Raw genomic sequence first — 26,259 nt, 5'->3', positions numbered from 1 at the left:
GCCCGGAGCCAGGGGCTTGCGCAAATTTCGATGCCAGGCATTCTGCCGGCGCGACGGGCCCTTGGCGCCGGACGAAACCTTCCCGACAGTCCCGGTCCGTTCAACCCTCGAGGAAACAGTGGAAACGCAAAATTCTATCATCATCTACACGAAGACCGACGAGGCGCCGGCCTTGGCCACCTATTCGCTCCTCCCGATCGTCGAGGCGTTCACGAAGGCCGCCGGGGTCCGGGTCGAGACGCGCGACATCTCCCTGGCGGGCCGCATCCTCGCCAGCTTCCCGGAGCGCCTGACGGACAGCCAGAAGCTCGGCGACCACCTGGCGGAGCTCGGCGAGCTGGCCAAGACGCCCAACGCCAACATCATCAAGCTGCCCAACATCAGCGCCTCCATCCCGCAGCTCGTGGCCGCCATCAAGGAGCTGCAGCAGCAGGGCTACGCCGTGCCGGACTATCCCTCCGAGCCGAAGACGGAGGAGGAGAAGGCGCTCAAGGCACGTTACGCCAAGGTGCTCGGCAGCGCCGTGAACCCCGTCCTGCGCGAGGGCAACAGCGATCGCCGCGCCTCGCCCGCCGTCAAGGACTACGCCAGGAAGCACCCGCACTCGATGGGCGCGTGGAGCCGTGACTCGAAGAGCCACGTCGCGCACATGTCGGGCGGCGACTTCTACGGCAGCGAGAAGTCGGTCGTGGTGGACAAGGCGCAGGAGCTGAAGATCGAGCTCGTCGCCGGCGGCAAGACGACCGTGCTCAAGCCGAGCGTCAAGGTGCAGGCGGGCGAGGTCGTCGACGCCAGCGTGATGAGCGCCAAGGCCCTGAGCGCGTTCTACGCCGAGCAGGTGGCGGACGCGAAGACGCAGGGTGTGCTGTTCTCCCTGCATCTCAAGGCCACGATGATGAAGGTCAGCGACCCGATCCTCTTCGGGCACGCCGTCAGCGTGTTTTATGCCGAGGCGCTCGACAAGCACGCGGCCACGCTGGCCAGGGTCGGCTTCGACCCGAACAACGGCATCGGCGACCTGTACAGCAAGATCCAGAGCTTGCCGGCAGACGAGAAGGCGAAGATCGAGGCGGACATCAAGGCCGTCTACGAGCAACGCCCGACGGTGGCCATGGTCGATTCCGACCGCGGCATCACCAACCTGCACGTGCCCTCGGACGTGATCATCGACGCCTCGATTCCGGCGGCCATCCGCTCCAGCGGCAAGATGTACGGCACGGACGGCAAGCTCTACGACACGAAGTTCACGATCCCCGATCGCTCCTACGCCGGCATCTACCAGGCCACGATCGAGTTCCACAAGCAGCACGGGGCGTTCGACCCGCGCACGATGGGCAGCTCGCCGAACGTGGGGCTCATGGCGCAGGCCGCGGAGGAGTACGGCTCACACGACAAGACCTTCAAGATCGCCGAGAGCGGCACGGTGCGTGTCGTCGACGCCTCCGGCAACGCCCTGCTGGAGCAGAAGGTCGAAGCGGGTGACGTCTTCCGCGCTTGCCAGACGAAGGACATCGCGATCAAGGATTGGGTCAAGCTGGCCGTCACCCGCGCGCGCGCCACGGGCGCCCCGGCGGTGTTCTGGCTCGACGAGAATCGCGCCCACGACAGGAACCTGATCGCCAAGGTCAAGGCCTACCTGTCCGAGCACGACACAAGGGGCCTGGAGCTCCCGATCAAGAGCCCGGTGGAGGCGATGAAGCTCACGCTCGGCCGCATGAAGGAGGGCAAGGACACCATCAGCGTCACCGGCAACGTGCTGCGCGACTACCTGACGGACCTGTTCCCGATCCTGGAGCTGGGCACCAGCGCCAAGATGCTCTCGATCGTGCCGCTGCTGGCCGGTGGCGGCCTCTACGAGACCGGCGCCGGCGGCTCGGCGCCGAAGCACGTCCAGCAGCTGCAGAAAGAGAACTACCTGCGCTGGGACTCGCTCGGTGAGTTCCTGGCGCTGCAGGTCTCGATCGAGGACCTCGCCAACAAGACCGACAACGCCAAGGCCAAGGTCCTCGCCAAGGCGCTGGACACGGCGATTGGCCTGTTCCTCGAGAACAACAAGAGCCCGGCGCGCAAGGTCGGCGAGATCGACAACCGCGGCAGCCACTTCTACCTCGCGCTCTACTGGGCGCAGTCCCTCGCCAAGCAGACCGAGGACAAGGAGCTGGCGGCCAGGTTCGGCAAGCTCGCCACGACCCTGACGGACAACGAGTCCAAGATCGACGGCGAGCTGATCGGCGCGCAGGGTAAGCCCGTCGACCTCGGCGGCTACTACCACTTCGACGATCAGAAGACGTTCGCCGTGCTGCGGCCTAGCGCCACGCTGAACGCGGCCATCGACGGCTTCTCCTGAGCCGCCCGGCTCGCGGAGAGCCCCCTCCCCGCGAGCCTACCCTTGTGCTTGATTCAACCTGCGGGATCAGCTGGAGCCGGGATACACGGTCCTCCGGGACGCGCGCTCGCGGACGGCCTCGCGCGCGAGCGCGTCGGCGCGCTCGTTGAGCAGCACGCCCGCATGCCCTGGCACGTACACGAGGCGCGCGCGCGGCCGCTGCGCGAGCACGCCGCGCAGCGAGGCGATGAGCTCGGCGTTCGCCTTCGCCTTCCACCCCTTCTGGAGCACGCCGATCGAGTACTGGCTGTCGGTGTGGATGACGATGGGCCGCTCCGGCTCGTCCACCTCCTCGAGCGACCGGAGGATGGCCGTCAGCTCCGCGATGTTGTTTGTCGCGGTGCCGAGGAACTCGCTGCGCTCGATCCGCCGGCCGCCGTCGAGGATCACCACGCCGAGCCCCGCGGGCCCCGGGTTCCCCGAGCACGCGCCGTCGGCGTAGGCGATGACAGCCCCTTCCGGGACAGGCGCCGCGGCGGTCGCCCCCCGCGCCGAGGCCTTGCGCTGCCCGCGCGCTGCCCCGGCCGGCGCCGGAGCGCCCGCGCCCCCTGCCCCCTCGGGCTGCTCGCCGGCACGCGCCTTCACGACCGGCTCGGCCGGGCCGCAGGTGTCGTCAGGCAGCACCTTCGGGTCGGCGAGGGTCAGGTTCTCCGGGCGCGCCTTGTACTTGCGGCCGTCGTGCGGCTTGTAGCGGATCTCGACACCGCCCCCCTCCTCCGCGACCAGGGCACCCGCGGCGTCAGCGCGGGCATAGACGGATTGACCTCGAAGCGATGCGCGAACCCAGGGCACGCGCGCACCCTGGCATGGATCGGGAGCCGGCGGTACGGGAGACCCGACCCGCCGAGCGCGCCGGACCTGACCGGACGGGCGCGACCGGGCACACGCCGCGGCGCGCTCACCGGTCGATGCGCGCGCCGCCGCACGGTCACCGGTTGATGCGCGCGCCGCCGCACGGTCACCGGTTGATGCGCGCGCCGCCGCACGGTCACCGGTCGATGCAGAGGGCGAGGGACCACGCGCTCAGCGTGCCCGAGTCGGTCCCTGCGTCGTCCCCGACCCGGAGCGTCCACGTGCCATTGGCCGATCCGGACAGGAACGCCGCGAACGACGCCTCCGGGCGGAAGCACCCGCGGAAGGGCGCCATGCCCGCCACGACCGGCATCGCGCAGCCCATGTCGAACAGGGTCTTGCGGTAATGGTCGCCGGAGCCCCCGTTGTCGCTCGAGACATCGACCGTCGTGCCCGCCGGAGAGGTGAGCGAGATGTCGACGTCTCCGTCGAACGAATGCGTGATGTCGACCTCGAGCGTCACACGCCGGATCGCCCCGCTCGCGCCGACCGAGAGGACGCTGGCGGCGACCGCGCGATCGTTGACGGGCTTGGGCACGTCCGTGGACGACTGCACCCACAGCACCTGCCCCGGCGAGCAGCCGCCCACGGCCGCGTCGCAGCCGAGCGCGCAGTCCGGGTCGGCGCAGTCCGTCTCGCCGTCGAGGTCGTCGTCCTCCGCGTCGCCGCAGTTGCGCTCCTTGGCATAGGTGCACGCGCTCGGCGTGCCCCGGCACGTGTACCTCGCCTCCACGACGCAGGTCGCGCTGCAGCCGTCGCCGTTCGCCCTGTTGGCGTCGTCGCACCCCTCGACGCCGGTCCACACGAACCCATCGCCGCACCGCGCGGCGCGGCACGTGATGGGGCAGCCGTCGGCGCTGTCGGCGTCGCCGTCGTCGCACTCCTCGCCGGCCCGGATCGCGCCGTCGCCGCAGCCCTCGATGAGGCACCGGGGGCTGCACCCGTCTCCGGCGTTCTGGTTGCCGTCATCGCACGCCTCGACGCCGGTGCGCACGAATCCGTCGCCGCACGCGGCCCGCGCGCAGCGGGCCGGGCACGCGTCGGCGTTGCTCGCGTTGCCGTCGTCGCACGCCTCGACCCCGGCCTGCACGAACCCGTCGCCGCACGCGGCCCCCTCGCACGTCGCGAGGCACGCGTCGGTGTTGATCGCGTTGCCGTCGTCGCAGCCCTCGCTGGCCGCGTTGACGACCCCGTCGCCGCACGCGGGCGCCGCGCACGTCCCCTCCGCGCTGCAGACGTGGCTCAGGCAATCGCGCCCGGCCGCGCAGCGCATGCCGGCGGTGCACCCGACGCACGACGGCCCGCCGCAATCGATGTCCGTCTCCTCGCCGTTCCGGGCGACGTCGGTGCACGACGGCAGGCACGTCGTCCCCGAGCACCGGCCGCCCAGGCAATCGCCGTCCGCCGCGCACGCCTCGCCGGTGGCGCACGGCGAGCACGCCGGCCCGCCGCAGTCGACGTCCGTCTCCGCCCCGTTCGTCGCGCCGTCGGTGCACGAGGACGCGCCGCACCTCCCGTCCCTGCAGATCCCGCTCCGGCAGTCCGCGTCGGCGAGGCACGCCGCCACGCCCGCGCACGGCATGCAGGCGGAGCCGCCGCAATCGACGTCGGTCTCCGCCCCGTTCATCACGCCATCGCCGCAATCGGGCGCCACGCACCTGTTCCCGACACAGAGGTTGCTCAGGCAATCGCCCGCGGCGAGGCACTCGACGCAAGCGCCGTCTCCGTCGCAATAGCGCCCTCCGGACGGATCGGGCCCTCCGCACACCGTGGTGGCCGGCGCCGGCGGGTTCTCCGGCGCGCCGCCGATGCAGACGTCGGCCGAGCACGGGTCTCCATCGGAGAAGGCGTCCCGCTCGTCCTCGACCTCGATCACGGCGCCTCGCCCGTCGCAAACGCGCTTCTTGCAGTCGCCCGGGACCTGCTCGGCCACGGGCTTCCCCTGCGGCGCGGGGTCGAGGCCGCACCGGCCGCCCTCGCAGGTGCGTCGCTGACACGCGCTGTCGGTCCCGAGACATTCCGCGGCCACGCTGCACGGCGCCCCGCCCCCTCCGCCCTCGCCGTTCCCGCCCTTCCCGCCGTCCCCTCCGCCCTCGCCGTTCCCGCCCTTTCCGCTGTCCCCGCCGCCCTCGCCGTTCCCGCCGCCGCCGGCCTCCGGACCCGACGGATCCTGGGGACGATCGCAGCCGGCCGCGGTCATGACAGCGGCGAGGACGAGCAGCGACAGGCTCCTCGTGAACGGAGCGCTTCTGAAGAGGTCCTGTGGCACTGGCACCTCGATCTCCTCCGCGGTTCGCGGGAGCGGCGATGTCCATCGAGGATCGATCCAGGCCTGACGGACACGCGCGCGGGATCGATCCTCAGCGCACTAGACTGATATGGAATCGAGAGGACGCCAGCAGTCAAACGGATCGGGGGAGACCCGACACCCATGCGCGGCGTTCAGCTCACAGGAGCTCGCGTAAACACGCGATCCAGGCCCGCTCTGGCGCCGTGCCCGCGCTCCTTGGAACGTCTGACCGGGCTACCCTGACGCGTCCTCTTGCAGCGGTCGTCTCCGGGCGCTTTCGCCAGCGCGGATCTGCGGGTGAGATGCCGAGCGCACGACATCTCTGCGTGATCGATGGTGCGGACATACATCATGCCGGCGGGGTCTCGTGGCGCATCGTTCGAGCGGGATGTTGTGGCGCGTCACTCCAGCGGGATCTGATACCGCGGCAGCGGATCCCTGCCGGTCCCCTGCAGCCACCTGGCGTCGGGCCTCCACGCGCCGTTCATCTCTTCACGGCAGCGCGTCTCGACCGTCATCATCCCCCCGGAGAACAGGAGGAGATTGTACTGGAGCGGGTATCCCGGCACCCATTGTCGCGCGGGCGCACCGAAGGTGCCGGCGGAGACGATCTCGAGCCGCCTGCCGCCCGGGCTCATGTCGTACCGGTAGATCTGGTTCTCGGCCCGGTGGACGTGCCCGTGGAGCGCCACGCGGAAGCCGGCGACGGCGAGTTGCTGGAGAAAGCCCGCGTCGTTCAGCTGGTCCGGCTCCGCGCTGGTGACCGGGTGATGCCAGACCGCGATCCGCAGGGCATCTCGCGAATACCGCTCGAGCTGGATCAGCGCCCGCGCGACCGCGCCCGTGTGGACGCCGGCGCGGGCGCGGTGGTGGTGATCGATCTCCCACGCGGAGTTCAGGCCCAGGAAGAGCAGGCCGCACTCGGGCAGATGATGGATTGTCGCTTGCCGCTCGTAATCGAGCGGATACTCCTCTCCCTTCACCTGCCGGTAGAACTCCGCGAAGTGCCGGAAGCGCAGCTTGTAGGCGTCCTCGTCTCGTACCTCGATGACGTCCGCGCCATGCGCGATGAAGGTCCCTTCCTTCACCTCGCCTCGATAGCGGGCGCGGCGCTCCAGTCGATAGGCGTCCTGCGACAGGGACCAGTTGAGGTCGTGATTCCCCGGGACGAGGACGAGCGATTGGGGTGATAGCCCGAAGCCTCCCATGACGTGGTCGAGGAAGAGCCGCGCGGCGGTGTATTCCTCGGGGATCGACAGATTGCCGACGTCGCCCGAGATCACGAGGCCGTCAAGGCGCTGACAGCCCTGCTGCCGCAGATCGGCCGCGAGCTGCGCGTACCAGAGCGTCGCCTGGTCCTGAGCGTTGAAGTGCAGATCGGAGAGGTGCAGAACCCGGAAGCATGTTCCGGCCGGGGTGGCCGCCAGAGCACTGGCTGGCCTGGGCGGCGTCCCGCCCTGCGGCGCGCCGCCGCGGCGGCTGGAAGGAGGCGTGAAGAGCGGCCCATCGATCGGATGGAACTGCACGCTCCTGTGCCCGCTAGCCCGGGCGAGCGCGCGCCAGTCGAGCTTCCTGAGGTAGAACTTGAGCTGCGGATCCTCCAGGCTCAACGTCCCCGCGGCGCGATTGTAGTAGAGGAGCTGGCTCAGGCGCGGCTGCTCCTGGAAACAGCGCTGCAGGTTGCTGGATCTCAGCCACTGGAGCGCGGGCGCGAGGTCGGGATAGCGGTGAATCGCCTCGCCGATCGATACGTCCCCGTCGTCGGTCTGGGACAGCATCCACAGGAGCGCGAGGCAGCCACCGCGGGGCGGCGGCGCCTCGTCATACGCCGCGAAATCCCGGAGATCCCCGTGGTAACGGGCGCGGAGCTCCTCCTGGATGGACTCCATGACGTCTGCCGGGCCGAGCGTGACCTCCCGGAGCCGCTCCTGCGCGGCCCGGATCCCGGCGCTCACGGCAGCCTGATAGCAGAGGAGCTGCGCAATGAAGAAGCTCCCGCCGGCCTCCGTGATGAGCTCGTCGCGACGCGTGAACCGGATGTTCGCCGCCTGCTCCCCCTTGATGATCAGCTCGGCGATCTTGACGTCCCTCTGGCGGTCCATCCGGATGATCCGGAATCGACCGGAGAGGTCGGGCAGCGCCTCGGTGAGCGAGCTGCCGATCGGGTTGATTCCGATGACGGTCACCTTCGCCCGAGGCTGCTCCTGGTCCGCGAGGATCTTCATACGAACGGCGAGCTGTCTCTTCAGGGCATCGTCGAGATGATGGACATCATCGACGATGAGGTGCCCGGAGTCCTGGCCGCGCACCACGCCGTCCAGGACCGCCTCGAAGTCGCTTGGCGGCAGCTTCCCATCCAGCCAGCGCTGCGGGCGCGCCGGCCTCTGAAGCGCAAGGACCTTCCTGACCGCCGTGCTCTTCCCGACCCTGGACGGCCCCTCCACGATCAACCCCGATCCCAGGGTATCCAGCTCGACCTGCAGCGCAGGGAACTGCGACGGTTCCACGAACGTGATGTCCGGCGGGCCGTTCAAGCGAAAGATGCTCTGGATCGGCGTCGCGGACGCCACAGTCACGCCGCGCTGTGGCACTTCCACGGCGATGCCGCCGGGAGGAGGGCTGGGGGCTGCGGGCGCACGCGGCTCGGCCGGCGCGAGCGCGGGCCGATACGCGAGCGCGGTCCGGACGCCATCGACCACCTCCAGGAGCGCCTCGTCCCGGTCAGCCCAGGTCGAGATCGCCCGCCGGTTGCGTGGCAGCGGCGCGAGCACGTCGAGCTCCTTGGGGAGCACCGCCGGCCGGAGGAGAACGGGGATCACCCGGGTGCCCTCGAGCATGCGCCGCTGCTGCGCGAGCTGGATCCACGCCGCTGCGTCATCCGCTGCCAGGAAGTCCGCGCTGGTCAGCAATAAGATGATGTCCGCGCGCTGGATCTGCTGCTGGGTGGCGGACATGACCTCCTGGCCGGCCGGGATGCGGCGAGGGCTCCAGGTCTCGACCATGCCCTGGCGCTCCAGCACCGCGAAGAGCCGCTCGATGTCCTGCGCGAGGGCCTCGTCGCGGGAGGAGTGCAGCAAGATCAGACGTGCCGGACGTGGGGACATACGGACCACCTGCCAGGTAAGGTAGCACAACGAGGGGGCAGCTGAAGACGGGCGGCGGGAGACAGACGACGGACGATGATCTGCGCCACCCTCTGCTGCGTTCGGCGGAGATGTATAAGAGACGAACCTGGGCATTCCTGTCGTCTCCCTCGTGCTTCGGGGCCGGCGCGCTCGGCTCTTTCCTGTATGGGGCGCCGGAACTCATCGACCAGCCACAGGGCGCGGATGCGCGGACGGGGGTGCAATCTCGCCCCCGAGCCATCGTTGTCGATATGGCGTCGAGAAACACGGCCCAGCCAGCGCTGCGGCTACAGCCCGGCAACACCGCCAAAGGCGCTGCGACCGTGTCGAGAGATGCGGGACACTCGTTCGGTCAAACAGTCGATGTAGGCGATCCGGAGGAGCGGTAGAATGTTCGATCCTGGGAAGCACCGGTGGACAGCGAAAAGTTCTTTTCCAGCCCAGAGAGGCGCGCCTATTTTGCAACGCTATGCTGGAGCGTCTTCTCGACGCGTTCCTCGATCTGAACAGCCGAGAGCTGATCGACGTCCGTGGGGTCTTGCACAGGTTGCATATCGAGGCAATCAAGGCGCTCTGGCCTGGCCTCGAGCGGCTCGAGGAGTCGCGGCGCACGCGCAGCCTCGGTCGCAGCCTCGCCGTGCTGGGGCCGCCGCTCGGCAAGCTCTTCGCGCTCCTGCGCCCCACGGACGGCAAGGAGAGCGCGCTTGCGAGATCGTTCCATGTGCTCGGGGACCAGGACGACGGCGAGGATCCAGAGCGGTTCGAGGTGGAGCTGCTCGAGCGGCGCATGAAGCGCGCCGTGGCCGAGCAGAAGGTCGCCGACGCGCTCGAGGACCTGGCGCGCCACCTCGACGACGACGCCCTCGCCACCGGCGAGGTGGTCATCGGTCCAGGCCTCGCCGCGCTCGACCTGGCGCGCACGATCGCCCGCCAGAACGCGAGCTTCCGCGCCATCCTGGCGCCGGTCCTGGACGACTTCAGGGCAATGACCAAGCAGGCGCGCAAGGGGAAGAAGCCCGAGGCGCCGAGGCCCGAGCCGCCGGCGCCCGAGCCGATCTGACGGCGCCGCGCGCTCGCCCAGGCAGCGCCGCTGTCCAGACCTGGCACCGGCAGCAACTGGTGAGGCACCCTACCTTCGATCCCGGCGCCGCCGTCCGTCGAACCTGGCTAGACCGAGGATCATGCACCGCCACGCGAGGTACCCGCCGGTACCTCGCCAGGTACCCACCGGTGCCTCGCCAGGCACCCGCCGGTACCTCGCCAGGCATCCGCCGAGCCCCGCCCGTTCAGCGGCGGGGCAACCTCGTCAGTATTCGACGTCCTGCTGGAAGACGAGCTCCGAGGACGGCGAGCCGGCACTGGCGTTCTGCTCGAGGCTGATGACGAGCTCGAACCGGGTGAGCGGCACGCTCACGTCCTTGAGCTTGCCGGTGCGGGCATCGGCGTCGAAGTTGAGCGCGCCGACCCGCTGCCAGGGCGTTTTGCTGTCCGGGCGGGCCCAGACGACGTAGGCGGAGCTGCTCGAGTCGAGGCGCTCGGGCGGCGGGAGGTTCTTCGCGGTGATGTCGAGCCGGGTCATCGCCGCGTCGAAATTGACGTCGGCCACGATCACGGCGTCGGCGCCCGGCGCCTTCCCCACGCCCTGCGGCGTGTAGCGCAGCGGGCCGCCGCAACCCGCCATCATCGCGCACGCAAACGCCACGACAGCGAGCCGCAGCACCTTGGAAACATGTCCTCTCATCTCGGTAGCTCCTCCTTCGTCCCTCTGCTGCGGGCGAAGACGCCTCGCGAGCCGCCGGCACCGGCCGGTGGCCAAAACTGTCGCGGCATCATAGCCGCTTTCGACGGCGCCGACGCAGGACGGCGGCTCGACGCGCTGGGCAAGCCGGCCGCTCCGCCGCCCCGCGCGCCTCGTTAACAGCACGGCGCCCGAAGGACAACAGCGCGGCGCCCGCAGGACCCCAGCCCGCCGCCCGCAGGACCCCCAGCACGCCCGCTCGCAGAACCCCAGCACGCCGCCCGCAGGACCCCAGCCCGCCGCCCGCAGGACCGCGGCGGGGTCCGGCCGCCAGGCAGACAGCGCATCGCCGGCAAGCGCGGCACGCGCGACAAGGTGTCCCCGGGGTCGGCGAGCAGGGTGGACGGATCGCATGGCGAAGCGCCGGCCATAGGCTAAAGTCTCGAAATCGAGATGGATTTGGCACACACACGGCTCGGAGCGCGGGGCGACCGCTGGGCGACCCCGAGGGGGATCCTGGACGTCCGCACGCCCGCACGCGACGTCGTGACGCGGCGCTTCGAGGGGTACGCGACGCTCGATCTCATCGAGCCGGCGGTCAGGCACCTGGAGACCCTCATCGACTCGGGCCTGCATCCGATCGTGTTCGACGATTTCGAGCTCGGCACCGGCTATGACAGCGACGTCCGGGCCAAGCTCACGGCGTGGCACCTGCGGAACCCCGACAAGCTGAAGGAGGTCCATATCCTCGTGAAGCCGGGGCTCGTCGCCATGGGCGTCACGGTCGCCAACCTCGCCACGGGCGGTCACTTCAACATCTACACCGACCGCTCGGCGTTCGAATGGGCGCTCGCGGGCGTGCTGACGACGAGGATCACGGCGGGGCCCGCCTCGTCGGTGCGCGTGCCGTCCCCGCGCTGACGAGCGCCCCCGGCGACGCGCGGGTGGATCGCGCGCCGCCGACCCGCCCTCACGGGTGCTGCACGACCCCGTTCGACGGCACATTCCTCGAGCCGAGCGTGATCTCGCTCATCCGGCTCGGGTGCTTGCCTTCAATGCCATCGTAGTAGCGGCGAATCGTCGCCATATCGGCGTCGATGTCGCCCGTCGGGTGGAATACGTGGAGGATCCCGCCGCGCTTCTTCGAGAAATCGAGGTATCCGAGGAGGATCGGGACGCCGGCGCCGAGCGCCACGTAATAGAAGCCCGTCTTCCAGCGCTTCGTGCGCGAGCGCGTGCCCTCGGGCGCGATGATCAGCGTGAGCTCGTCGCTCTGCTTCAGCACGTCGGCCACGGCCGCGACGAGGTTGTTGCGGTCGCGGCGGTCGACGGGGACACCGCCGAGCCACCGGAAGAAGAAGCCGTAGGGCGCCTCGAAGAGGGTGTGCTTGCCGAGCCAGGAGAACTCGAGGCCGAGCGCGTAGCTCACCGCGAGCGTGAACGGGAAATCCCAGTTCGACGTGTGGGGCGCGGCGATCAGCACCGCCTTCGGCGGAAGATCCGCGACGCCCTCCACACGCCAGCCGAATACGGACAGCCAGGTGTCGCCGATAAACCGGCGAATGGCGCGGCGGGAGGCTGAAAAACTCGGGGCAGCGGCGCTCGGCATAGAGGACCTCGACGGTAAGCAGCCGGAGATTCGTCGTTGCCCGACCGGATGTCACGTCACGCTTCCGTCATCCACGCCGCGTCCGTGCGCGCGTGAAACGCAGCGCGCACGGACGCAGCGCGCGCACGGACGCGGCGCGGCGCGGACGGACGTGACGGCGCGCGCCGCGCTGCGCGCTCAGCGCCGCTCGACGCCGTGCGGCTTGCCCTCGCCGTAGCCGGACAGCGTCTGCACCCCGATGACGGCCTTGTCGTGGAGCTCGTCGAGGTTCGCGGCGCCGGCGTAGGTGCACGCCGACTGCACGCCGGTGATCATCTCGATCAGGATGGCGCCGACGCTCTCGCGGCCGTCGTGGATGTAGATGCGCGACGTCGAGATGCCCTCGCGGAAGAAGACCTTCTTGGCGCGCTCGAACGGGTCGAGATCGGCGGTGCGCTCGCTGACCGCGCGGGCGCTCGCCATGCCGTAGTTCTCCTTGTAAAGCAGCCCATCGCGGTCCTCCATCACGTCGCCCGGGCTCTCGTAGGTGCCGGCGAGGGTCGTCCCGACCATGACGCGCGAGGCGCCGGCGGCGAGGTAGAGCGCGACGTCGCGCGGGTGACGGACGCCGCCGTCGGCCCAGACGCGCTTGCCGTGGCGGCTGGCCTCGCGGGCGCACACGCGCACCGAGGAGAACGTCGGCCGGCCGGCGCCGGTCTGCATGCGCGTCGTGCACATGGCGCCAGGGCCGACGTTCACCTTCACGATGTCGGCGCCCGCGTCGATGAGGTCGCGCGTGCCCTCCGCCGTGCAGACGTTGCCGGCCACGAGCGGGACGGCGCCGCCCGTCGCCCTCCGCACCGCGCGGACCGCCTCGATCATCCGCCGCTGGTGGCCGTGCGCCGTGTCGAGCACGATCGCGGAGACGCCGATCTCGAGCAGGCGCGCGGCGCCCTGGGCCGCCTGCGCGGAGATGCCGATCGCCGCGGCGACCATGAGGTCGCCGCGGTCGTCGAGCGTCGGCCGGAGCAGCTCGAGGCGCACGGCGTCGTCGCGGGTCAGCACGCCGTGGAGCCGCCCCTCCTGGTCGAGCACGGGCACCGCCTTCACGCGCGCGTCCTCCATCAGCAGGAACGCGGTCCGGTTCGGCGTGCCCGCCTGGATGGTGATGAGGCGCGACGACATGAGCGCGGACGCAGGCGTGTACTGGTCGCGGTTGCGCAGGTCGGCGTGGGTGACGATGCCGATGGGGCGGCGCTCGTCGTCGACCACGACCACGAGGTCGTGCGACCGCTTCCGGATGATGCCGTGCACGTCGCGGAGCGTCGCCCGCGGCGAGACCGAGAGGGGCGTGTCGTACCGCGGATCGGCGCGCTTGATGTGGCGGACGATGCGCTCGACCGTGTCGAGATCCATGTCCTGCGGGAGCACGCCGAGGCCGCCGAAGCGGGCCATCGTCTCGGCCATCCGCTTGCCGGTGACGGCGTTCATGTTCGCCGAGACGATGGGGTGCGAGCCGCCGGGGAAGTCCGTCGGGCGCAGGTCGGTCTCGAGGCGGGAGCCGCCGGCAAAGTAGCCGGGGGTCAGGAACACGTCTTCGAGGGCAAGCTCCAGGCTCTCGTCACGCTCGGGGTGGAGGAAGCGCATGCAGGGCTCCGATCAAGGGGGTCGCGCCGCGACGGCGGCGCAACCCGCGAGTCTAGTGCCGGTGGCCCAGGCCCGTCGCTGATTGCGCGGGAGGTCCTCCGAGGGCCTACCGATCCGAGGGAGACCGGCAGGCATGGCGGGCGGCGTCGGTCGAGGCGGCGATGACGCTGTCCAGGATCGCGGCGATCCGGGCGGCGGCGGCCTCGGACGAGAGCTCGCGGGGCGGCGGCGCAGGGACCGGCAGGGCGCCCGTCTCCCGGAAGCGCGCGAGGTGGCGCGCGAGCGCCGCGGCGAGGCCCTCGGCGTCGGCCGGCGAGACGCGCGCGCTGTCGTCCCGGTGCGCGAGCAGCTCGTCGACCTCGGGGCTCGCCGCGGCGCTGACGATCGGCATGCCCGACGCGGCGTAGTCGTAGGTCTTCGCGGCGATCCGCAGCACGACGCGGGGGGCCACCACGGTGAGCAGCACGTGCGCCCGCCGCAGCTCGGCCATCACGTCGCGCTGCGGGATCGGCGGCAGCATCTCGATGTACGGGGTGAGCCCGAGCCGCTCGAAGCGGTCGCGATCGTAGGCGGACGTGCGGCCGATCTGCCGCAGCACGAGGTCGCCGGGCGCGAGCCGCTCGCGGTCGATCAGCCGCCGCAGCGCGGCCCCGATCGCGTCGGCCGAGGTCTCCTCCCGCAGCGTGCCGAGGTGGAGGATGACGAAGCTGCGCGGCGGCTCCGGCGCAGGGGCCGGGGCATACAGCGCGAGATCGAAGTGGTTGCGCACGAAGGACGACTTCGTCGCGAGCTCGGGGAACCGCGCGCGATAGGCCTCGAGGGCGCTCCTCGTGTTGAGGATCACGTGGTCGGCGCCCGCGAGCCAGCGGCGCTCGATGCGCGGCACGAGGGCGCGCCGCGCCCGCTCGGCCAGGCCGGACGGGGGGCCATGGCCGCTCTCGTGCAGCGACCACGGGTCGCGCAGGTCGAGCACGAGCGGGACGCCGAGCGCGCGCTTCACGTGGAGGCCCACCGGGCAGGCCGAGAACGGGCCGGCGCTCACCACGACGGCCTGCGCGCCGGCGCGGCGGGCGAGCGAGACGGCCACGCGCGCGGCGTGCGGCGCGTGCAGGATGCAGCGATCGGTGAGCGCCTGGAACGGGCGGAGCCCCACGAGCGGGCCCCCGGGCCGCGCGCGGCGCGGCACGCGCGCGCGCAGGGCGGCGAACGCCGCCTCGACGGCGAGGACGGCCGGGTCGAGGTACGCATCGGCGACCTCCACCTCGGGCGGCAACGCCGCGAGGAGCCCGTCGTCGCGCGCATCCCCGGGGAAGGTCGCGGACAGGACGACGGGACGGAAGCCGTGGCGCGGCAGGTGCCGCGCGAGCTTCACCCAGCGGAACGCGCCCACGCTCGTCTGCGGCGCGAAATAGGGCGAGATCAGCAGGAACGGGCGCACGGTCGGGGGATCCATCGCAACGTACAAGACGCCCGGGCGCTCAGGCGTCGCGCGGCGGCCCGTCGCCGGCGCTCGCCCCGCGGCCGCGGCCGAGCAGGTCCGCGTAGAGCGCGAAGAGCGCGTCGAAGTGCTCGTCGCTCGCAGGCAGCCGCTCGCCCGCGGCCCGGGCCGCCGCGGCGCGCTCGCCCCGGGGGCGCGCCAGCATCCGCTCGATCGCAGCGGCGACCTCGGCGGCCGAGGCGCGCGGCGGGTAGGCCTCGGCGGCGCCGGGGCTCACGAAATCCACCGCCGCGCCGGCCGCGGGCACGACGAGCGGCAGGCCCGAGCAGAGCGCCTCGCCCAGCACGAAGCCGAACGTCTCGGCGGCGCCCCCGTGGACGAAGACGTCGGCGCTGGCGAGCAGCGCCGCGTAGGTGGCGCGGTCCTTCGCGAAGCCGAGGAAGCTCACCTGCGGCAGGCCGGCCGCGCGGCGCTCGAGCCTCGCCCTCTCGGGCCCGTCGCCCAGCACCACGAGCGCCACCGGGCGCCGCGCCGCGAGCTCCCGCGCGGCGTCGATGACGAGCGCGACCCGCTTCTCGACGGCGAGCCGGCACGCGACGAGCAGCACCGCCGCCGAGGGCTCGTCCGCGAACCGGCCGAGCAGGCTCCGCCGCACCGAGGGGTCCGCGCGCGAGGGGTCGAACGACTCGCGCCGCACGCCGAAGGTGACGCGGTGGACGCGCTCGCAGCCGTGCGCGCGGAGCTGCTCGGCGATGAACGTCCCCGGGGCGATCGTCGCGTCGAACCGCCGCGACAGGGCCCGCGGCCAGGCGAACAGCGCGCCCTCCAGGGCGCGGGCGACCGCGCGCGGGCGCACCCGGTCGAGCAGCGGCGCGGCGTAGGTGCTGATCTGGTCGGAGTGGTACACGAACGTGCGGAGCGGGACCGAGCGCTCGGTCGCCACGACGAGCGCGGCCGTGTACGGCGCGCTCGCCTGCAGCACGTCAGGGGCCTCGCGGCGGATGATGGCGCGGACCGCGCCGAGCCGGAGGAGGGCGTGGTAGGTCGGGTCGTACGGCATCGGCGGGCCGGCCACCCGCACGATGCGGCCCTGCTCGAGCGGCACGACCTCGTCGCGCGGCCCGGGCGCCACGACGACCACCTCGTGGCCGCGCCGGCTGCCCTGGCGCACGAGCTCCTCGAGGTACGACCGCACGCCGCCCCCGCGCGACGAGAAGAACTCCGCGACGTCGAGGATCTTCACGAGTTGTGGCTCCCTCGCCAGAGCATGCCGCCCTTCCAGGCGCGCGTCAGCGACCCGGAGCGGTTCATCACGTGGAGCAGCGCCGGCAGGAACAGGAGCGCGCTCGCCACGCACGCGATCTCGCCGCTCACCGCGACCCAGCCGAACGAGTTCAGCGCCTGGTTGTCGGCGAAGACGAGCGAGCCATAGCCGAGCACGGTCGTGTAGCTGCAGAGCGCCACCGGCCCGGCCGAGCGCTTCACCGCGAGCGCCACGTCGCCGCCGAGCAGCCGCGCGCGATCGAAGACGTTGAACGGGTACTCGGCGCCGATGCCGAACGTGATCGGGAGCGCGATGAAGTTCAGGAAGTTGATCTTCACGTCGAGCATGGCCATCGCCACCGCCGTCGCGAGCACGCCGAGCACGAGGGACGACAGGACCGAGAACGCGCCCATCAGGCTGCCTGTCGCGAGCACCACAACGACCGTGACGGCCAGGAACGACACCGCCGTCGCCAGCGGGCCGTCGCGCTCGATCGACCGGATCATCTCGGCGAAGACCGTCGGCCTGCTCGCCGTCACGACCTGCGTCCCGTCGGGGAGGACCACGTTGCCGGTCGTGTTCGCCATGCGGAGGAGGTTCTTGCCGTTCGAGAACGAGACCTCGTTCTTGTACTTCACGTAGAACACCGTGCCCACGACCCCGTTGTTCTCCTCGAACCTGCGCCGGATGAGGTCGGGCAGATCCTGGGGGGTGATCACGCGCAAGGCCTCCGGCGGCTTCATGAGCAGGGCGCGCTCCCGCTCCTCCGGGGTCAGCGCCTTCAGCACGCGCGGGGTCAGCCGGTCGCGGATCCGCCCCAGGATCTCGATCTTCCGGCGCTGCTCCTCGACCGTGCCGGGGAGCGCGTCGGCGACGGTCGCGACGTCGGCCACGAGCTTCCCTTGCGGGTCCTTCGCGTCGTTCACCAGGATCTGCGCCTTGATGGCCGGCACCTGCTCGGGGCTGTCCGCCAGCATCATCGCGCCCGCGACGTTCATCTTGCCGCCGAAGACCTCGGACGCCTTGCGCGACCAGCTCCCCGCGCCCTTCTCGCGCGAGCTCTTCGAGCCGAGGCGCGCGAAGTTGTACTCCCACGGGTCGCTCACGTACGCGGGGAGCTTCCACGCGGCGAGGATCAGGACGACCGGCGCCACGCCGAGGAGCGCGACCGGCCACCGCTTCGTCACGCGGGCGAGCGCCCGCGCCCCGGGCCCAGCGGCGCCCTCCTCCGAGACGCGCGGCGGCGGATCGCGCAGCCAGCGCGGGAGCCTCGCCTGGATGCGCTCGATGGCGACCAGCGTCGCGGGCACGAGCGGCACGATGGAGGCCCACACCATGAGCATCCCGACGAAGCCGATCGTGCCGAACTGGCTGAACCCCCGGAAGTGCGTGATCGTGAGCGACCCGTACGCGATCGCCGCCACGCACGCCCCGACGAGCTCGGCCCGGAACGCGTTGACGACCGCCTCGCGCCGCGCCTCGTCCGCGGCCATGCCGCGCGCGCGGAAATCGCGGTACCTGGACAGGAGCACGATCGGGTAGTTGACGCCGTTGCCGACGATGATCGCCCCGAGGAACGCGCCGACCGTGTTGACGTAGCCGTAAGTCGCCGTCGCGAACGCGTACCCGGCGCTGGCGCCGAACGCCGTGGGCAGGAAGATCACGAACAGCGACCAGGGCGAGCGGTAGTAGATCACCACGCCGCCGAGGATCAGCACGAGCGCGAGCACGGTGGCCCACACCGCCTCGCTCACGAGCGACCGCTGCTCGGCGATCGCGTTCGGGATGTCGCCCGCGTACCCGACCTGCATGGCCGGGTGGAACTTCGCCGGGTCGAGGCGCCCGACGAGCGCGGTCACGTCGTCGAGGAGCTGGGCCGCGCTGCGATCGCCCATCCCGGCGCTCCGCGAGACGATCCGGATCCCGACCATGCGGCCGTCGGGCGTGGCGAAGTAGCCGCTCGGGAACTCGTCGATCTTCTTCAGCCGCCGCTCGAGCTCCGCCCACGTCTCGTCGAGCGCCGTGCCCTTCTCGGCCGGCGCGCCCGCCGCCTGGCCCCCGCTCGCGCCGTCGCTCTCGCCCGCGTCCAGGTCGTCGATGAGGCCGCTCCGCAGCGCGATCTCGAGCTCGATCGCCTCGTCCGCCTGCTCGAGCTCCCGGACGCCGGCGTAGAGCCACTTGTTCTCGTCGAAGAAGCGGCGCACCTCCTTCGTGCCGGTCTCCACGTAACGGATGAGCGACGCGGGCCCGCACGCCGCGCGGCACGCGTCGTCGGCGCACGCCGCGAGGCAGGCCGCGCGCCGCCGGAGCGGCGCTTCCAGCTGCTCCGAGAGCGCGTCGATGAACCGCTCGTTCGCGCCGCGCTCCGGCGACTCGGCGATCACGATGAGCTGCGCGCCGCCGTCCACGCGGCTGGCCTGGCGCTCGTAGGCCATGAACGCCGGGCTGTCGCTCGGCAGGAGCTCCCGGAGCTCCGTGCGCAGCTCGAGCTGCGAAGCGTACCCCCATAGCCCTGTCATGGCGGCGATCGCCATGCCGATCACGAGCCAGGGTCGGCGCCCGCTGAAGTCGACGAGCGCCCCGATCATCCTGAGGAGCATTGCGAAGAACACCTCGAGCCGGCGCCGCGCGGAGGGCGGCGCCGGGCAGGTCTTACCATGCACGCCAGGCGCGCATGCTGGTCAATGTCAATGGTTAGACGGACCTCACGCGCAGAACGACGGCTGGATGCCCTTCGGCCGCGGCGCCGCGGCCGGGCGCAGGTGACCGAAGGCGAACAGACCGCCGGTGAAGCCCATCCACGAGCGGAAGTGACGGAAAGTCTCCAACCACTGGAGCGCCTTCGGCCCATCGACGAGCGGCCGGAGGCCGGCCCCGGCAGCGTGCTCACGCGCGTTGACGAAGGCGTTGGCGATCATCCTCTGGACCACGAGCGGCGAGGAGCGCTCGCGCGCGCGCTGCGCGGCCGCGCTCCCGAGCCGCGCGGCGGCCTGCGGGTCGCGCGCGAGCGCGAGCGCGGCGTTGCCGAACGCGGCGTTCGCCTTGGCCTCGGCGAGCGTCCCGCGGCCCGGCTCGAGCAGCAGGCCGTTGTAGCCGCTCTGGATCTGCGAGCTCACGCCCATGCCGTCGGCGAACGCGACGGTCGGGGTGCCGCACCAGAGCGCCTCGCTGAGCACGTTGCCGAACGTCTCGCTCAGCGACGCGTGAAGGAACGCCGTCGCGTGCCGGTAATAGTCCGAGATGCGGCTGTACGGCACCTCGCCCGTCATGATCACGCGCCGGGCGATGCCGAGCTCGCGCGCCAGCGCCGCGTACGCCGCGCTGTCAGGCCCGTCGCCGACGAGCGTGAGCGTCGCCTGCGGGTGGTGCGGCGCGACGTGCTCGGCGAAGATGCGGATCAGCCGGTGCTGCGACTTCTCGCGCGTGTGGCGCCCGGCGCAGACGAAGCGCGGGCCGCGCACGTCCAGCCCGCGCTCCTCGAGGATCGGCGCGTACGGGTCGGGGCCGAGCGGGCGATCGAACACGTCCTCCGGGACCATCCGCGGGATGACGTGGATGGGCACCGTCACCCCGCGTTCGCGCCAGTAGTCGCGCAGCCCCTCGCTCAGCACGACGAGCCCGTCGCCCTGGTTGTACAGGTCCACGAAGAGCCGCTCCATCGGGGCGCGCAGCGTCTTGTGGAGCACCGTGTGGACCGCGCCGATCCGGGACACGCGCTCCGGCAGGAGCACGTCGTACGCGGCCGCGAGGTGCGTCGTGTTCACGCAGAGCAGCGGGATGCCGCGCATCTTGCGGAGCCAGATGCCGAACTCGACAAGGAGCGTCGTGGTCTGGGCGAAGCAGATGTCGAAATCCCACCGCATCGGATCGAACACGAAGGACTCCAGGGGCATCGGCAGGTGCACCCCCGGATAGGTGCGCAGCGGCAGGCTGGGCAGGGCGATGGTGCCGGGCGGCATCTCGTCGGCCGAGGCGTCCGGATCCCGCGGTCCGATCAGTGTTGCCTGGTGACCACAGGTGTTGAGCGCGCGATACAGGGCCCGTGTCTGGAAGACGGCCCCGTTCGCGTAAGGAATGCGCGTGAAGTCGCTGAGGATGGCGACCTTGAGCGGTCGCCCGTTGGCTCCGGAGAGGGCAGCGAAGGGATTTTCAGGAAGTGCCGCCTGCGCCCTGACGGGGGAATGCCCTCCCCGCGCCGATCCGGGCGATGGAGTGTGGCGCACCGACGCGATCGCCTCGTGCTGTGCGCGATCGATCCGGGGCTCACCGAGCGGCCGTATTGCATCCATGGTCATCTTCGTTGCTCCTTCGAGAAGCGGCGCAGACCGCCGTCCTATCGACCGGTGCCCTCGGCGCAACGGTCGGTAGGGCGTTCATGTCGTGCCTCTGGCAGCCGTGTCGTTCCGCGCCCGCGAGCGCAACCTGCCGCTGGCCACAGCATGCTGGCCACAGCAGCCATTCCTCGCCCTCGTCAGTCCGAGTGGACGGGGACGTTTAGCAAACCTTGTGCCGATCTCACACCTGTCGTCGCCGCGCAAGTGCGAACGCGGCGATGCACCTAGGCGATTCTGCGCGCCTCATCAAGCATGGCGAGCACGGCCGACGGCGCATCCGGGAGCGTGCCCGCGAGGTCGACGCGCGCGAAGTCGCCTGCGCGGACGCGCGCGAAGAAGCGCGCCACGCAGCGCGACGAGAGCGACGCGAACGAGCGCGCGACGGCGACCCCGGCGCGCGCGGCCAGGCTCGCGTTGAGCGCCTGCTCGTGATCGTGCTCGGCGTGGAGGGCCAGCACGGGCTTGCCGGCGAGGACGCACTCGGCGAGCAGGTTGCTCCCGGCCGAGGCCACGACGGCGGAGGCGGCGGCGAGGTGAGCGAGGAAATCGCGGCTGTCGAACGGCATCGCCTGCACGCCGGGCACGCGCAGGTCCGGGTCGCCGAACGCGACGACGCGCCGCCCGCCGGCCGCGACGAGCTCGATCGCCGCGCGCGCGTTGCGATCGCGGAAGTAGCAGACGACCGCGCCGGGCGCGATCCCCTGCCCCGAGCCCGCGGGCGGCCGCCGCGGCGCGGGGCGCGCGACGATCGTGCGCGGCGCGGCCGGCTCGGCGGGCAGGAAATGGACGGCGACCGCGTAGGTCCGCCGGGTGACGGCCCACGTCGTCCGGCGGCACGCGAGCACCCGCAGGCGCGGCAGCGCCTCGGGCAGGCGGCAGCGCGAGAAGAGGAGGTCGTGGCCGAGCGCGACGGCGGGGATCCCGAGCGCGCGGGCGGCGAGCAGCGAGGGCACGTCCCCGTCGCTCAGGATGGCGTCGGGCCGGAAGCCCGCCTGCTCGACGATCTCCCTGGCGAGGCGGCGCGGGAGCTCGAGCACGCCCTCGAGGCCGGGGTAGATGGGCCGGACGAGGCGGTGCTCCGGCAGGGCGCCGAGCAGATCGGCCGCCTGGCCGCCGCCGTAGATCCTGAGCTCGTGGCCGCGCTCGCGGAGGGCCCCCGCGATCGCGAGCGCGCGGCTCGCGTGCCCGCGCCCGCGGCCGTGGACGTAGTAGCCGATCCTCGCCACGGGCCGATCAGAGCTCGATCTGCGCGCTCGGCACGGCGCGGATCTCGCGCGGGCGCCCGTCCATCATGACGCCGAAGCCGTCCAGCAGCCGGTTGTGGTGCGCGACGATCGCCGCCGCCGTGAGCGCCGGGCTGTCCGAGGTGCCGTGCGCGTCGGCGGCGAGCGTCACGCCGAAGCCGAGGGTCACCGCGCGCCGGCAGGTCGTGTCCACGCAGAACTCCGTCTTGCAGCCCGCGACGACGAGGTGCTCGACCCCGAGCCGCTCGAGGCGCCCGGCGAGCTCGGTCTCGAAGAACGCGTCGCAGGCGAGCTTGCGGACGCGCGCCTCGCCGTCCGCCGGCGCGATCGACGGGTGGATCTCCCACGCGGCGGAGCCCACCTCGCCCACCTCGTCGTCCTGCACGAAGATCACCGGCACGCCGCGAGCGCGGGCGCGCGAGAGGAGCCCTCCGATGCGCGCGAGCAGCCCGCTCGCCCCCTGCACGGGCGCCTCCCCGTCGAGGACGCCGTTTTGCACATCGATGATCACGAGCGCGCTCGTCTGCTTCATTTCCGTTTCCCTCTCGCCCCCCGGGCGCCGGCGATCCCCTTCACCTGCTCGTACCGAAAGCAGCTCACGAGGTGGTCGTTGACCATCCCGGTCGCCTGCATGAGCGCATAGCAGATGGTCGAGCCGACGAACTTGAAACCGCGGCGCACGAGATCCTTGCTGAGCGCATCCGAGATCGCCGTCTTCGCGGGGACCTGCGGGAGGGCGCGGAACGCGTTGACAACGGGCGCACCGCCGACGAAACCCCAGAGGTACGCGTCGAAGCTGCCGTGCTCGCGCTGCACCTCCAGGAAGCGCTGCGCGTTGGTGACGGCCGACGCGACCTTGAGCCGGTTGCGCACGATGCCGGGGTTCGCGAGGAGCTCCTCGACGCGCGCCGGCGTGAAGCGCGCCACGCGGGCCGGGTCGAAGCCCGCGAACGCCTCGCGGTATGCCGCCCGCTTGCGCAGCACGGTGAGCCAGCTGAGCCCCGCCTGCGCGCCCTCGAGGATCAGCATCTCGAAGAGGGCCTGGTCGTCGTGCAGCGGCACGCCCCACTGCTCGTCGTGATAGGCGACGTACTCTGGATCCGCGGTCACCCAAGGGCATCGCTCCGGCATCGCGCGGCACTGTAGCAGCCCTCCTTGCGGGCGATCCCACCGACCGACGATCGCGCGTGACGGCGCGCCATCCGGCGTGACGGCGCGTCATCCCGCGCGACCACGCGTCATCCCGCGCCATCCCGCGTGACCGCGCGACGTGCGCTTTGACTCCCCGCCAGCGCAGAGCTCCAATGGAGCCAGCACCCCGGGCCGCGCCGCACCATGACCGCCTCGAGCAGCTCTCCTCCGACGGGATCCCAGGGGTCTCGCGGCGCCACATCGACGGAGGAGCGCCGCGCGATGGCGCGAGGCCTCCCCACGGCGCTCGTGGCCTGGCCCACGTTCGCGGCGCTCGACGTGTTCGTCGTGCTGGCGGTGTTTCCGAGCGCCTCCATCGCCCGGCTGCTGCTCTACCGGCTGTTCGGCGAGATCATCCTGCTCTGGCTCTACCTCCTCGCCCGGCGCCAGCAGACCTCGGCCGAGCTCCTCGACGCGGCGCACGTGTTCGCGGTCTGGAGCACGGCGGGGCTGATCTCGGTGATGGCCCTGGAGTTCGGGGATCTCACCTGGAACTACATGCACGGGCTCTCGATCGTGATGCTCGTCGACGCGACGATCCTGCCCACGCACTTCACGCGCTCGCTCCGGATGACGCTCCCGGTGGCGCTGAGCTTCCCGATCATCATGGGCGCCGGGGCGTCCCTCGACCCGGCGCTCGCGGCGCAGTGGACGTCGCCGCGGTCGCTCGTGATCTTCGCCTGCAACTACATCTTCGTGTTCGCCACCGCGATCCTCGTGTCGGCGGCGAGCCACGGCCTCTGGTCGGCGCGCCAGCAGGTCTACGAGGCCCGCAAGCTCGGCCGCTACCGGCTCGTGGCGCCGGTCGGCCGGGGCGGGCAGAACGAGGTGTGGCTCGCCTGGGACGAGTCGCTCCGCCGCGACGTGGCGCTGAAGCTGCTCCGCAGCGAGAGCAAATCCGAGGGCGACGTGCGCAGCTTCGAGCGCGAGGCGCGCGCGACGAGCCGGCTCACGTCGCCGCACACGATCCGGATCTTCGATTTCGGGGCGAGCAGCGACGGCATCTTCTACATCGCGATGGAGCACCTGGCCGGCGCCGACCTGGCCACCCTGGTGCGCGATCACGGCCCGATGCCCGCTTCGCGCGTCGTGCACTTCGCGCGGCAGGCCTGCCTCTCGCTGGCGGAGGCGCACGACGCGGGCGTCATCCACCGCGACATCAAGCCTCACAACCTCTACATCACGCGCGTCGGCGACGAGCAGGACGTGCTCAAGGTGCTCGACTTCGGGATCGCCAAGCAGGTGACCCTGCAAGGGGACGCGAGCATGACGGACGTCGGCGTGATCAAGGGAACGCCGACCTACATGTCACCGGAGATGATCTCGGCCGGCACGGTCGACGCGCGCAGCGACATCTACTCGCTCGGGGTCACGCTCTATTACCTGCTGACGGGGGTCGCCCCGTTCGAGGGCCGGAGCTTCGGCAAGCTCGTCTACTCCCACCTGACGATGCCGCCGATCCCGCCGTCGCTCCGCGCGCCGTGGCCGCTGTCGTCGGAGCTGGAAGAGGTGGTGATGCGGTGCCTCGCCAAGCGGCCCAGTGATCGTTACCAGAGCGCGCGCGAGCTGCTCACCACGCTCGACGCATGCGCCCCGGCGCCGCCCTGGACGCCGGAGGACGCGAGGAGCTTCTGGGCAGCGCGCGCGGCGATGCCGCGCGGCGAGCCCCCACCCCCGGATCCCGGCCCCACCCTGCGCCTGCGGCCGGAGAAGGCCGTACCCGTGGCGTGAGGCGGACCGGGGCGAGCGCGGGGCCGCCGCGCGCCTTCAGGCCTGGCCGACGCCGAGCTGCGCGGCCTCGGGGAACCGCCGCGAGGCGGGCGGCGGCGCCCGGCGCGTGGACGGAGGGGGCTGGCCGTCGAGCTGGAGCCCAGGGCGCTTGTCGAGCGCCGGCAACGGCCGCTCGCCCCGCGCCGCCAGGATCGAGTTGTAGAAGGCGCGGGCGCTCTCGTCCCACCCCCTGCACCCGGCGAGCGCCACGATCCGCTCGGGCTCGTACGGGGCGTACGCCGCGCGCGCCATGGCCTGGGAGAGCGCAGGCAGATCGCCGGGCGAGACGAGCTCGCCGAGCTCGGGGCTGCTCAGCACGTCGGGGATGCCCCCGACCCGCGTCGCGACCACGCGGCGTCCGGACGCGAGCGACTCGATAACGACGTTGGGCGTGCCCTCATGATGGCTCGGCAGGACGAGCGCATCGCAGGCGGCGACCCAGCGCGCCACCTGGTCGTGCGGCAGGCGACCCGTCAGGAGGACGCGGCTGCCGAGCCGCTCCGCCGCCGCGCGGCAAGCCTGCTCGTCGGCGCCGCTCCCGACCATCACGAGGTCGATGTCCGGGTGCGCGGCGGCGATCCGCTCGAAGGCGGCGATCGCGTCGAGCGCCCCCTTGTCGCGGAGCAGGTGGCCGACGTAGAGCAGCGTCCGGCGCTCCGCGGAGCGGCCCAGGGCGGCGCGGGCCTCGCCCCGGTCCCGCGGCCGGAACATGGTGCGATCGACGCCGTTCATGACGACATCGATGCGGTCGCGCGGCACGCCGAGGGCGTGGACCCCCTCGGCGAGCTGCTGGCTCACGGCGACGACGCGCGTCGCGCGCCGGAGCCCCCACTCCAGCGCCGGCCTCACCGCCGGCTGCCGGGAGAGCACGTCGATGTCCGAGCCGTGCACCTTGACGATCGCCGGGACGCCGAGCAGCTCCGCCAGGCACACCGCGGCGAAGCCGTCCGGATACGCGAACGAGCCGACGATGACGTCCGGCGCCGGATGGTTCCGCGCGAGCTCCAGGAGCATCGAGGCCGCATAGAGCGGGCCATTGAGGTACGGCGCGACCCTGGGCAGATACAGGAACCGCGGGTGACGCACAGGCAATCCCTCGATCACCTCCTCGCGAGGCGCCTCGTCCGCGATTGACCACTTGGAGAACCGGGAGGCCCCCGGAAACCAGGGAATGGTCGCGAAGACGTCGATGTCGCAATGGCGCGACAGCGCGGCGAACTGCCGCCGGTTGAACGGCGCCTGGCCCGGGTTCATCGCGTTCGGGAAGATCTTGGTGATCAGCAGGATGCGCATACCTCTGCTCCTCCGGGCGCGCCTGCTGGCGCGACAGGGGTCCTCCGGTGAAGGGGGTGCGCGGCCTCGCCGCGCGGTCGAGCCACGTTGAGCAGAGAA

The 26,259-nt window shown here is 71.7% G+C and carries 18 protein-coding genes; 4 read left to right on the top strand and 14 right to left on the bottom strand.

What is annotated here, in order from left to right:
• Positions 1-118 precede the first annotated feature (118 nt).
• Positions 119-2,347 (top strand): NADP-dependent isocitrate dehydrogenase, encoded by a 2,229-nt coding sequence (locus WME75_RS06195; protein WP_437487181.1) that lies wholly within the window; start codon positions 119-121, stop codon positions 2,345-2,347.
• A 66-nt stretch (positions 2,348-2,413) separates the two neighbouring features.
• Here WME75_RS06195 and WME75_RS06190 read toward each other — a convergent pair whose 3' ends face one another.
• The 3 genes from WME75_RS06190 to WME75_RS06180 form a co-directional block, all read right to left on the bottom strand.
• Entirely contained in the window at positions 2,414-3,178 is a 765-nt protein-coding gene (locus WME75_RS06190; RefSeq protein ID WP_437487180.1) for a ribonuclease HI, read from the bottom strand.
• Positions 3,179-3,374: 196 nt separating this feature from the next.
• Positions 3,375-5,513 (bottom strand): proprotein convertase P-domain-containing protein, encoded by a 2,139-nt coding sequence (locus tag WME75_RS06185; protein ID WP_437487179.1) that lies wholly within the window; start codon positions 5,511-5,513, stop codon positions 3,375-3,377.
• Between the two features lie 416 nt (positions 5,514-5,929).
• Positions 5,930-8,605: a metallophosphoesterase gene (locus WME75_RS06180; RefSeq protein ID WP_437487178.1), complete on the bottom strand. Its 2,676-nt coding sequence runs from the start codon at positions 8,603-8,605 to the stop codon at positions 5,930-5,932.
• A gap of 517 nt (positions 8,606-9,122) precedes the next feature.
• Between WME75_RS06180 and WME75_RS06175 the strand changes: the two genes are divergently transcribed.
• On the top strand, positions 9,123-9,713 hold the full coding sequence (locus WME75_RS06175) for a hypothetical protein (RefSeq protein WP_437487177.1): 591 nt from the start codon (positions 9,123-9,125) through the stop codon (positions 9,711-9,713).
• A gap of 246 nt (positions 9,714-9,959) precedes the next feature.
• Here WME75_RS06175 and WME75_RS06170 read toward each other — a convergent pair whose 3' ends face one another.
• The gene (locus tag WME75_RS06170; protein ID WP_437487176.1) at positions 9,960-10,394 is read right to left on the bottom strand and encodes a hypothetical protein; all 435 of its coding nucleotides are present in this window, start codon (positions 10,392-10,394) and stop codon (positions 9,960-9,962) included.
• Between the two features lie 450 nt (positions 10,395-10,844).
• Here WME75_RS06170 and WME75_RS06165 point away from each other — a divergent pair, with 450 nt between their 5' ends.
• Positions 10,845-11,312 (top strand): hypothetical protein, encoded by a 468-nt coding sequence (locus tag WME75_RS06165; protein WP_437487175.1) that lies wholly within the window; start codon positions 10,845-10,847, stop codon positions 11,310-11,312.
• Positions 11,313-11,361: 49 nt separating this feature from the next.
• Here WME75_RS06165 and WME75_RS06160 read toward each other — a convergent pair whose 3' ends face one another.
• The 9 genes from WME75_RS06160 to WME75_RS06120 all read right to left on the bottom strand — a co-directional run bounded on the left by WME75_RS06160 (position 11,362) and on the right by WME75_RS06120 (position 23,037).
• Positions 11,362-11,907: a lysophospholipid acyltransferase family protein gene (locus tag WME75_RS06160; RefSeq protein WP_437487174.1), complete on the bottom strand. Its 546-nt coding sequence runs from the start codon at positions 11,905-11,907 to the stop codon at positions 11,362-11,364.
• A 270-nt stretch (positions 11,908-12,177) separates the two neighbouring features.
• Entirely contained in the window at positions 12,178-13,626 is a 1,449-nt protein-coding gene (locus WME75_RS06155) for a GuaB1 family IMP dehydrogenase-related protein (protein WP_437487173.1), read from the bottom strand.
• A 106-nt stretch (positions 13,627-13,732) separates the two neighbouring features.
• Positions 13,733-15,079, bottom strand: a complete 1,347-nt coding sequence (locus WME75_RS06150; RefSeq protein ID WP_437487172.1) for a glycosyltransferase — start codon at positions 15,077-15,079, stop codon at positions 13,733-13,735.
• A 25-nt stretch (positions 15,080-15,104) separates the two neighbouring features.
• Positions 15,105-16,307 (bottom strand): glycosyltransferase, encoded by a 1,203-nt coding sequence (locus WME75_RS06145; protein ID WP_437487171.1) that lies wholly within the window; start codon positions 16,305-16,307, stop codon positions 15,105-15,107.
• Positions 16,304-18,928: an efflux RND transporter permease subunit gene (locus tag WME75_RS06140; RefSeq protein WP_437487170.1), complete on the bottom strand. Its 2,625-nt coding sequence runs from the start codon at positions 18,926-18,928 to the stop codon at positions 16,304-16,306. Before WME75_RS06140 ends, WME75_RS06145 begins: the two co-directional genes overlap by 4 nt.
• 105 nt (positions 18,929-19,033) lie before the next feature.
• The gene (locus WME75_RS06135) at positions 19,034-20,623 is read right to left on the bottom strand and encodes a glycosyltransferase (RefSeq protein ID WP_437487169.1); all 1,590 of its coding nucleotides are present in this window, start codon (positions 20,621-20,623) and stop codon (positions 19,034-19,036) included.
• Positions 20,624-20,886: 263 nt separating this feature from the next.
• Positions 20,887-21,888: a glycosyltransferase family protein gene (locus WME75_RS06130; protein ID WP_437487168.1), complete on the bottom strand. Its 1,002-nt coding sequence runs from the start codon at positions 21,886-21,888 to the stop codon at positions 20,887-20,889.
• A 7-nt stretch (positions 21,889-21,895) separates the two neighbouring features.
• Positions 21,896-22,438: a cysteine hydrolase family protein gene (locus WME75_RS06125; protein WP_437487167.1), complete on the bottom strand. Its 543-nt coding sequence runs from the start codon at positions 22,436-22,438 to the stop codon at positions 21,896-21,898.
• Positions 22,435-23,037 (bottom strand): DNA-3-methyladenine glycosylase I, encoded by a 603-nt coding sequence (locus tag WME75_RS06120; RefSeq protein WP_437487166.1) that lies wholly within the window; start codon positions 23,035-23,037, stop codon positions 22,435-22,437. Before WME75_RS06120 ends, WME75_RS06125 begins: the two co-directional genes overlap by 4 nt.
• Before the next feature lie 282 nt (positions 23,038-23,319).
• Here WME75_RS06120 and WME75_RS06115 point away from each other — a divergent pair, with 282 nt between their 5' ends.
• Positions 23,320-24,828, top strand: coding sequence for a serine/threonine-protein kinase (locus WME75_RS06115; protein WP_437487165.1), 1,509 nt, complete (start codon positions 23,320-23,322; stop codon positions 24,826-24,828).
• 36 nt (positions 24,829-24,864) lie between these two features.
• On the opposite strand, the gene WME75_RS06110 is transcribed toward WME75_RS06115, so the two are convergent.
• The gene (locus WME75_RS06110; protein ID WP_437487164.1) at positions 24,865-26,160 is read right to left on the bottom strand and encodes a glycosyltransferase family 4 protein; all 1,296 of its coding nucleotides are present in this window, start codon (positions 26,158-26,160) and stop codon (positions 24,865-24,867) included.
• Between the last annotated feature and the right edge of the window lie 99 nt (positions 26,161-26,259).

The organism is Sorangium sp. So ce1014 (assembly GCF_051521505.1).
Lineage (GTDB): Bacteria > Myxococcota_A > Polyangia > Polyangiales > Polyangiaceae > Sorangium.
This window is presented reverse-complemented; position numbering and strand designations above follow the sequence as displayed.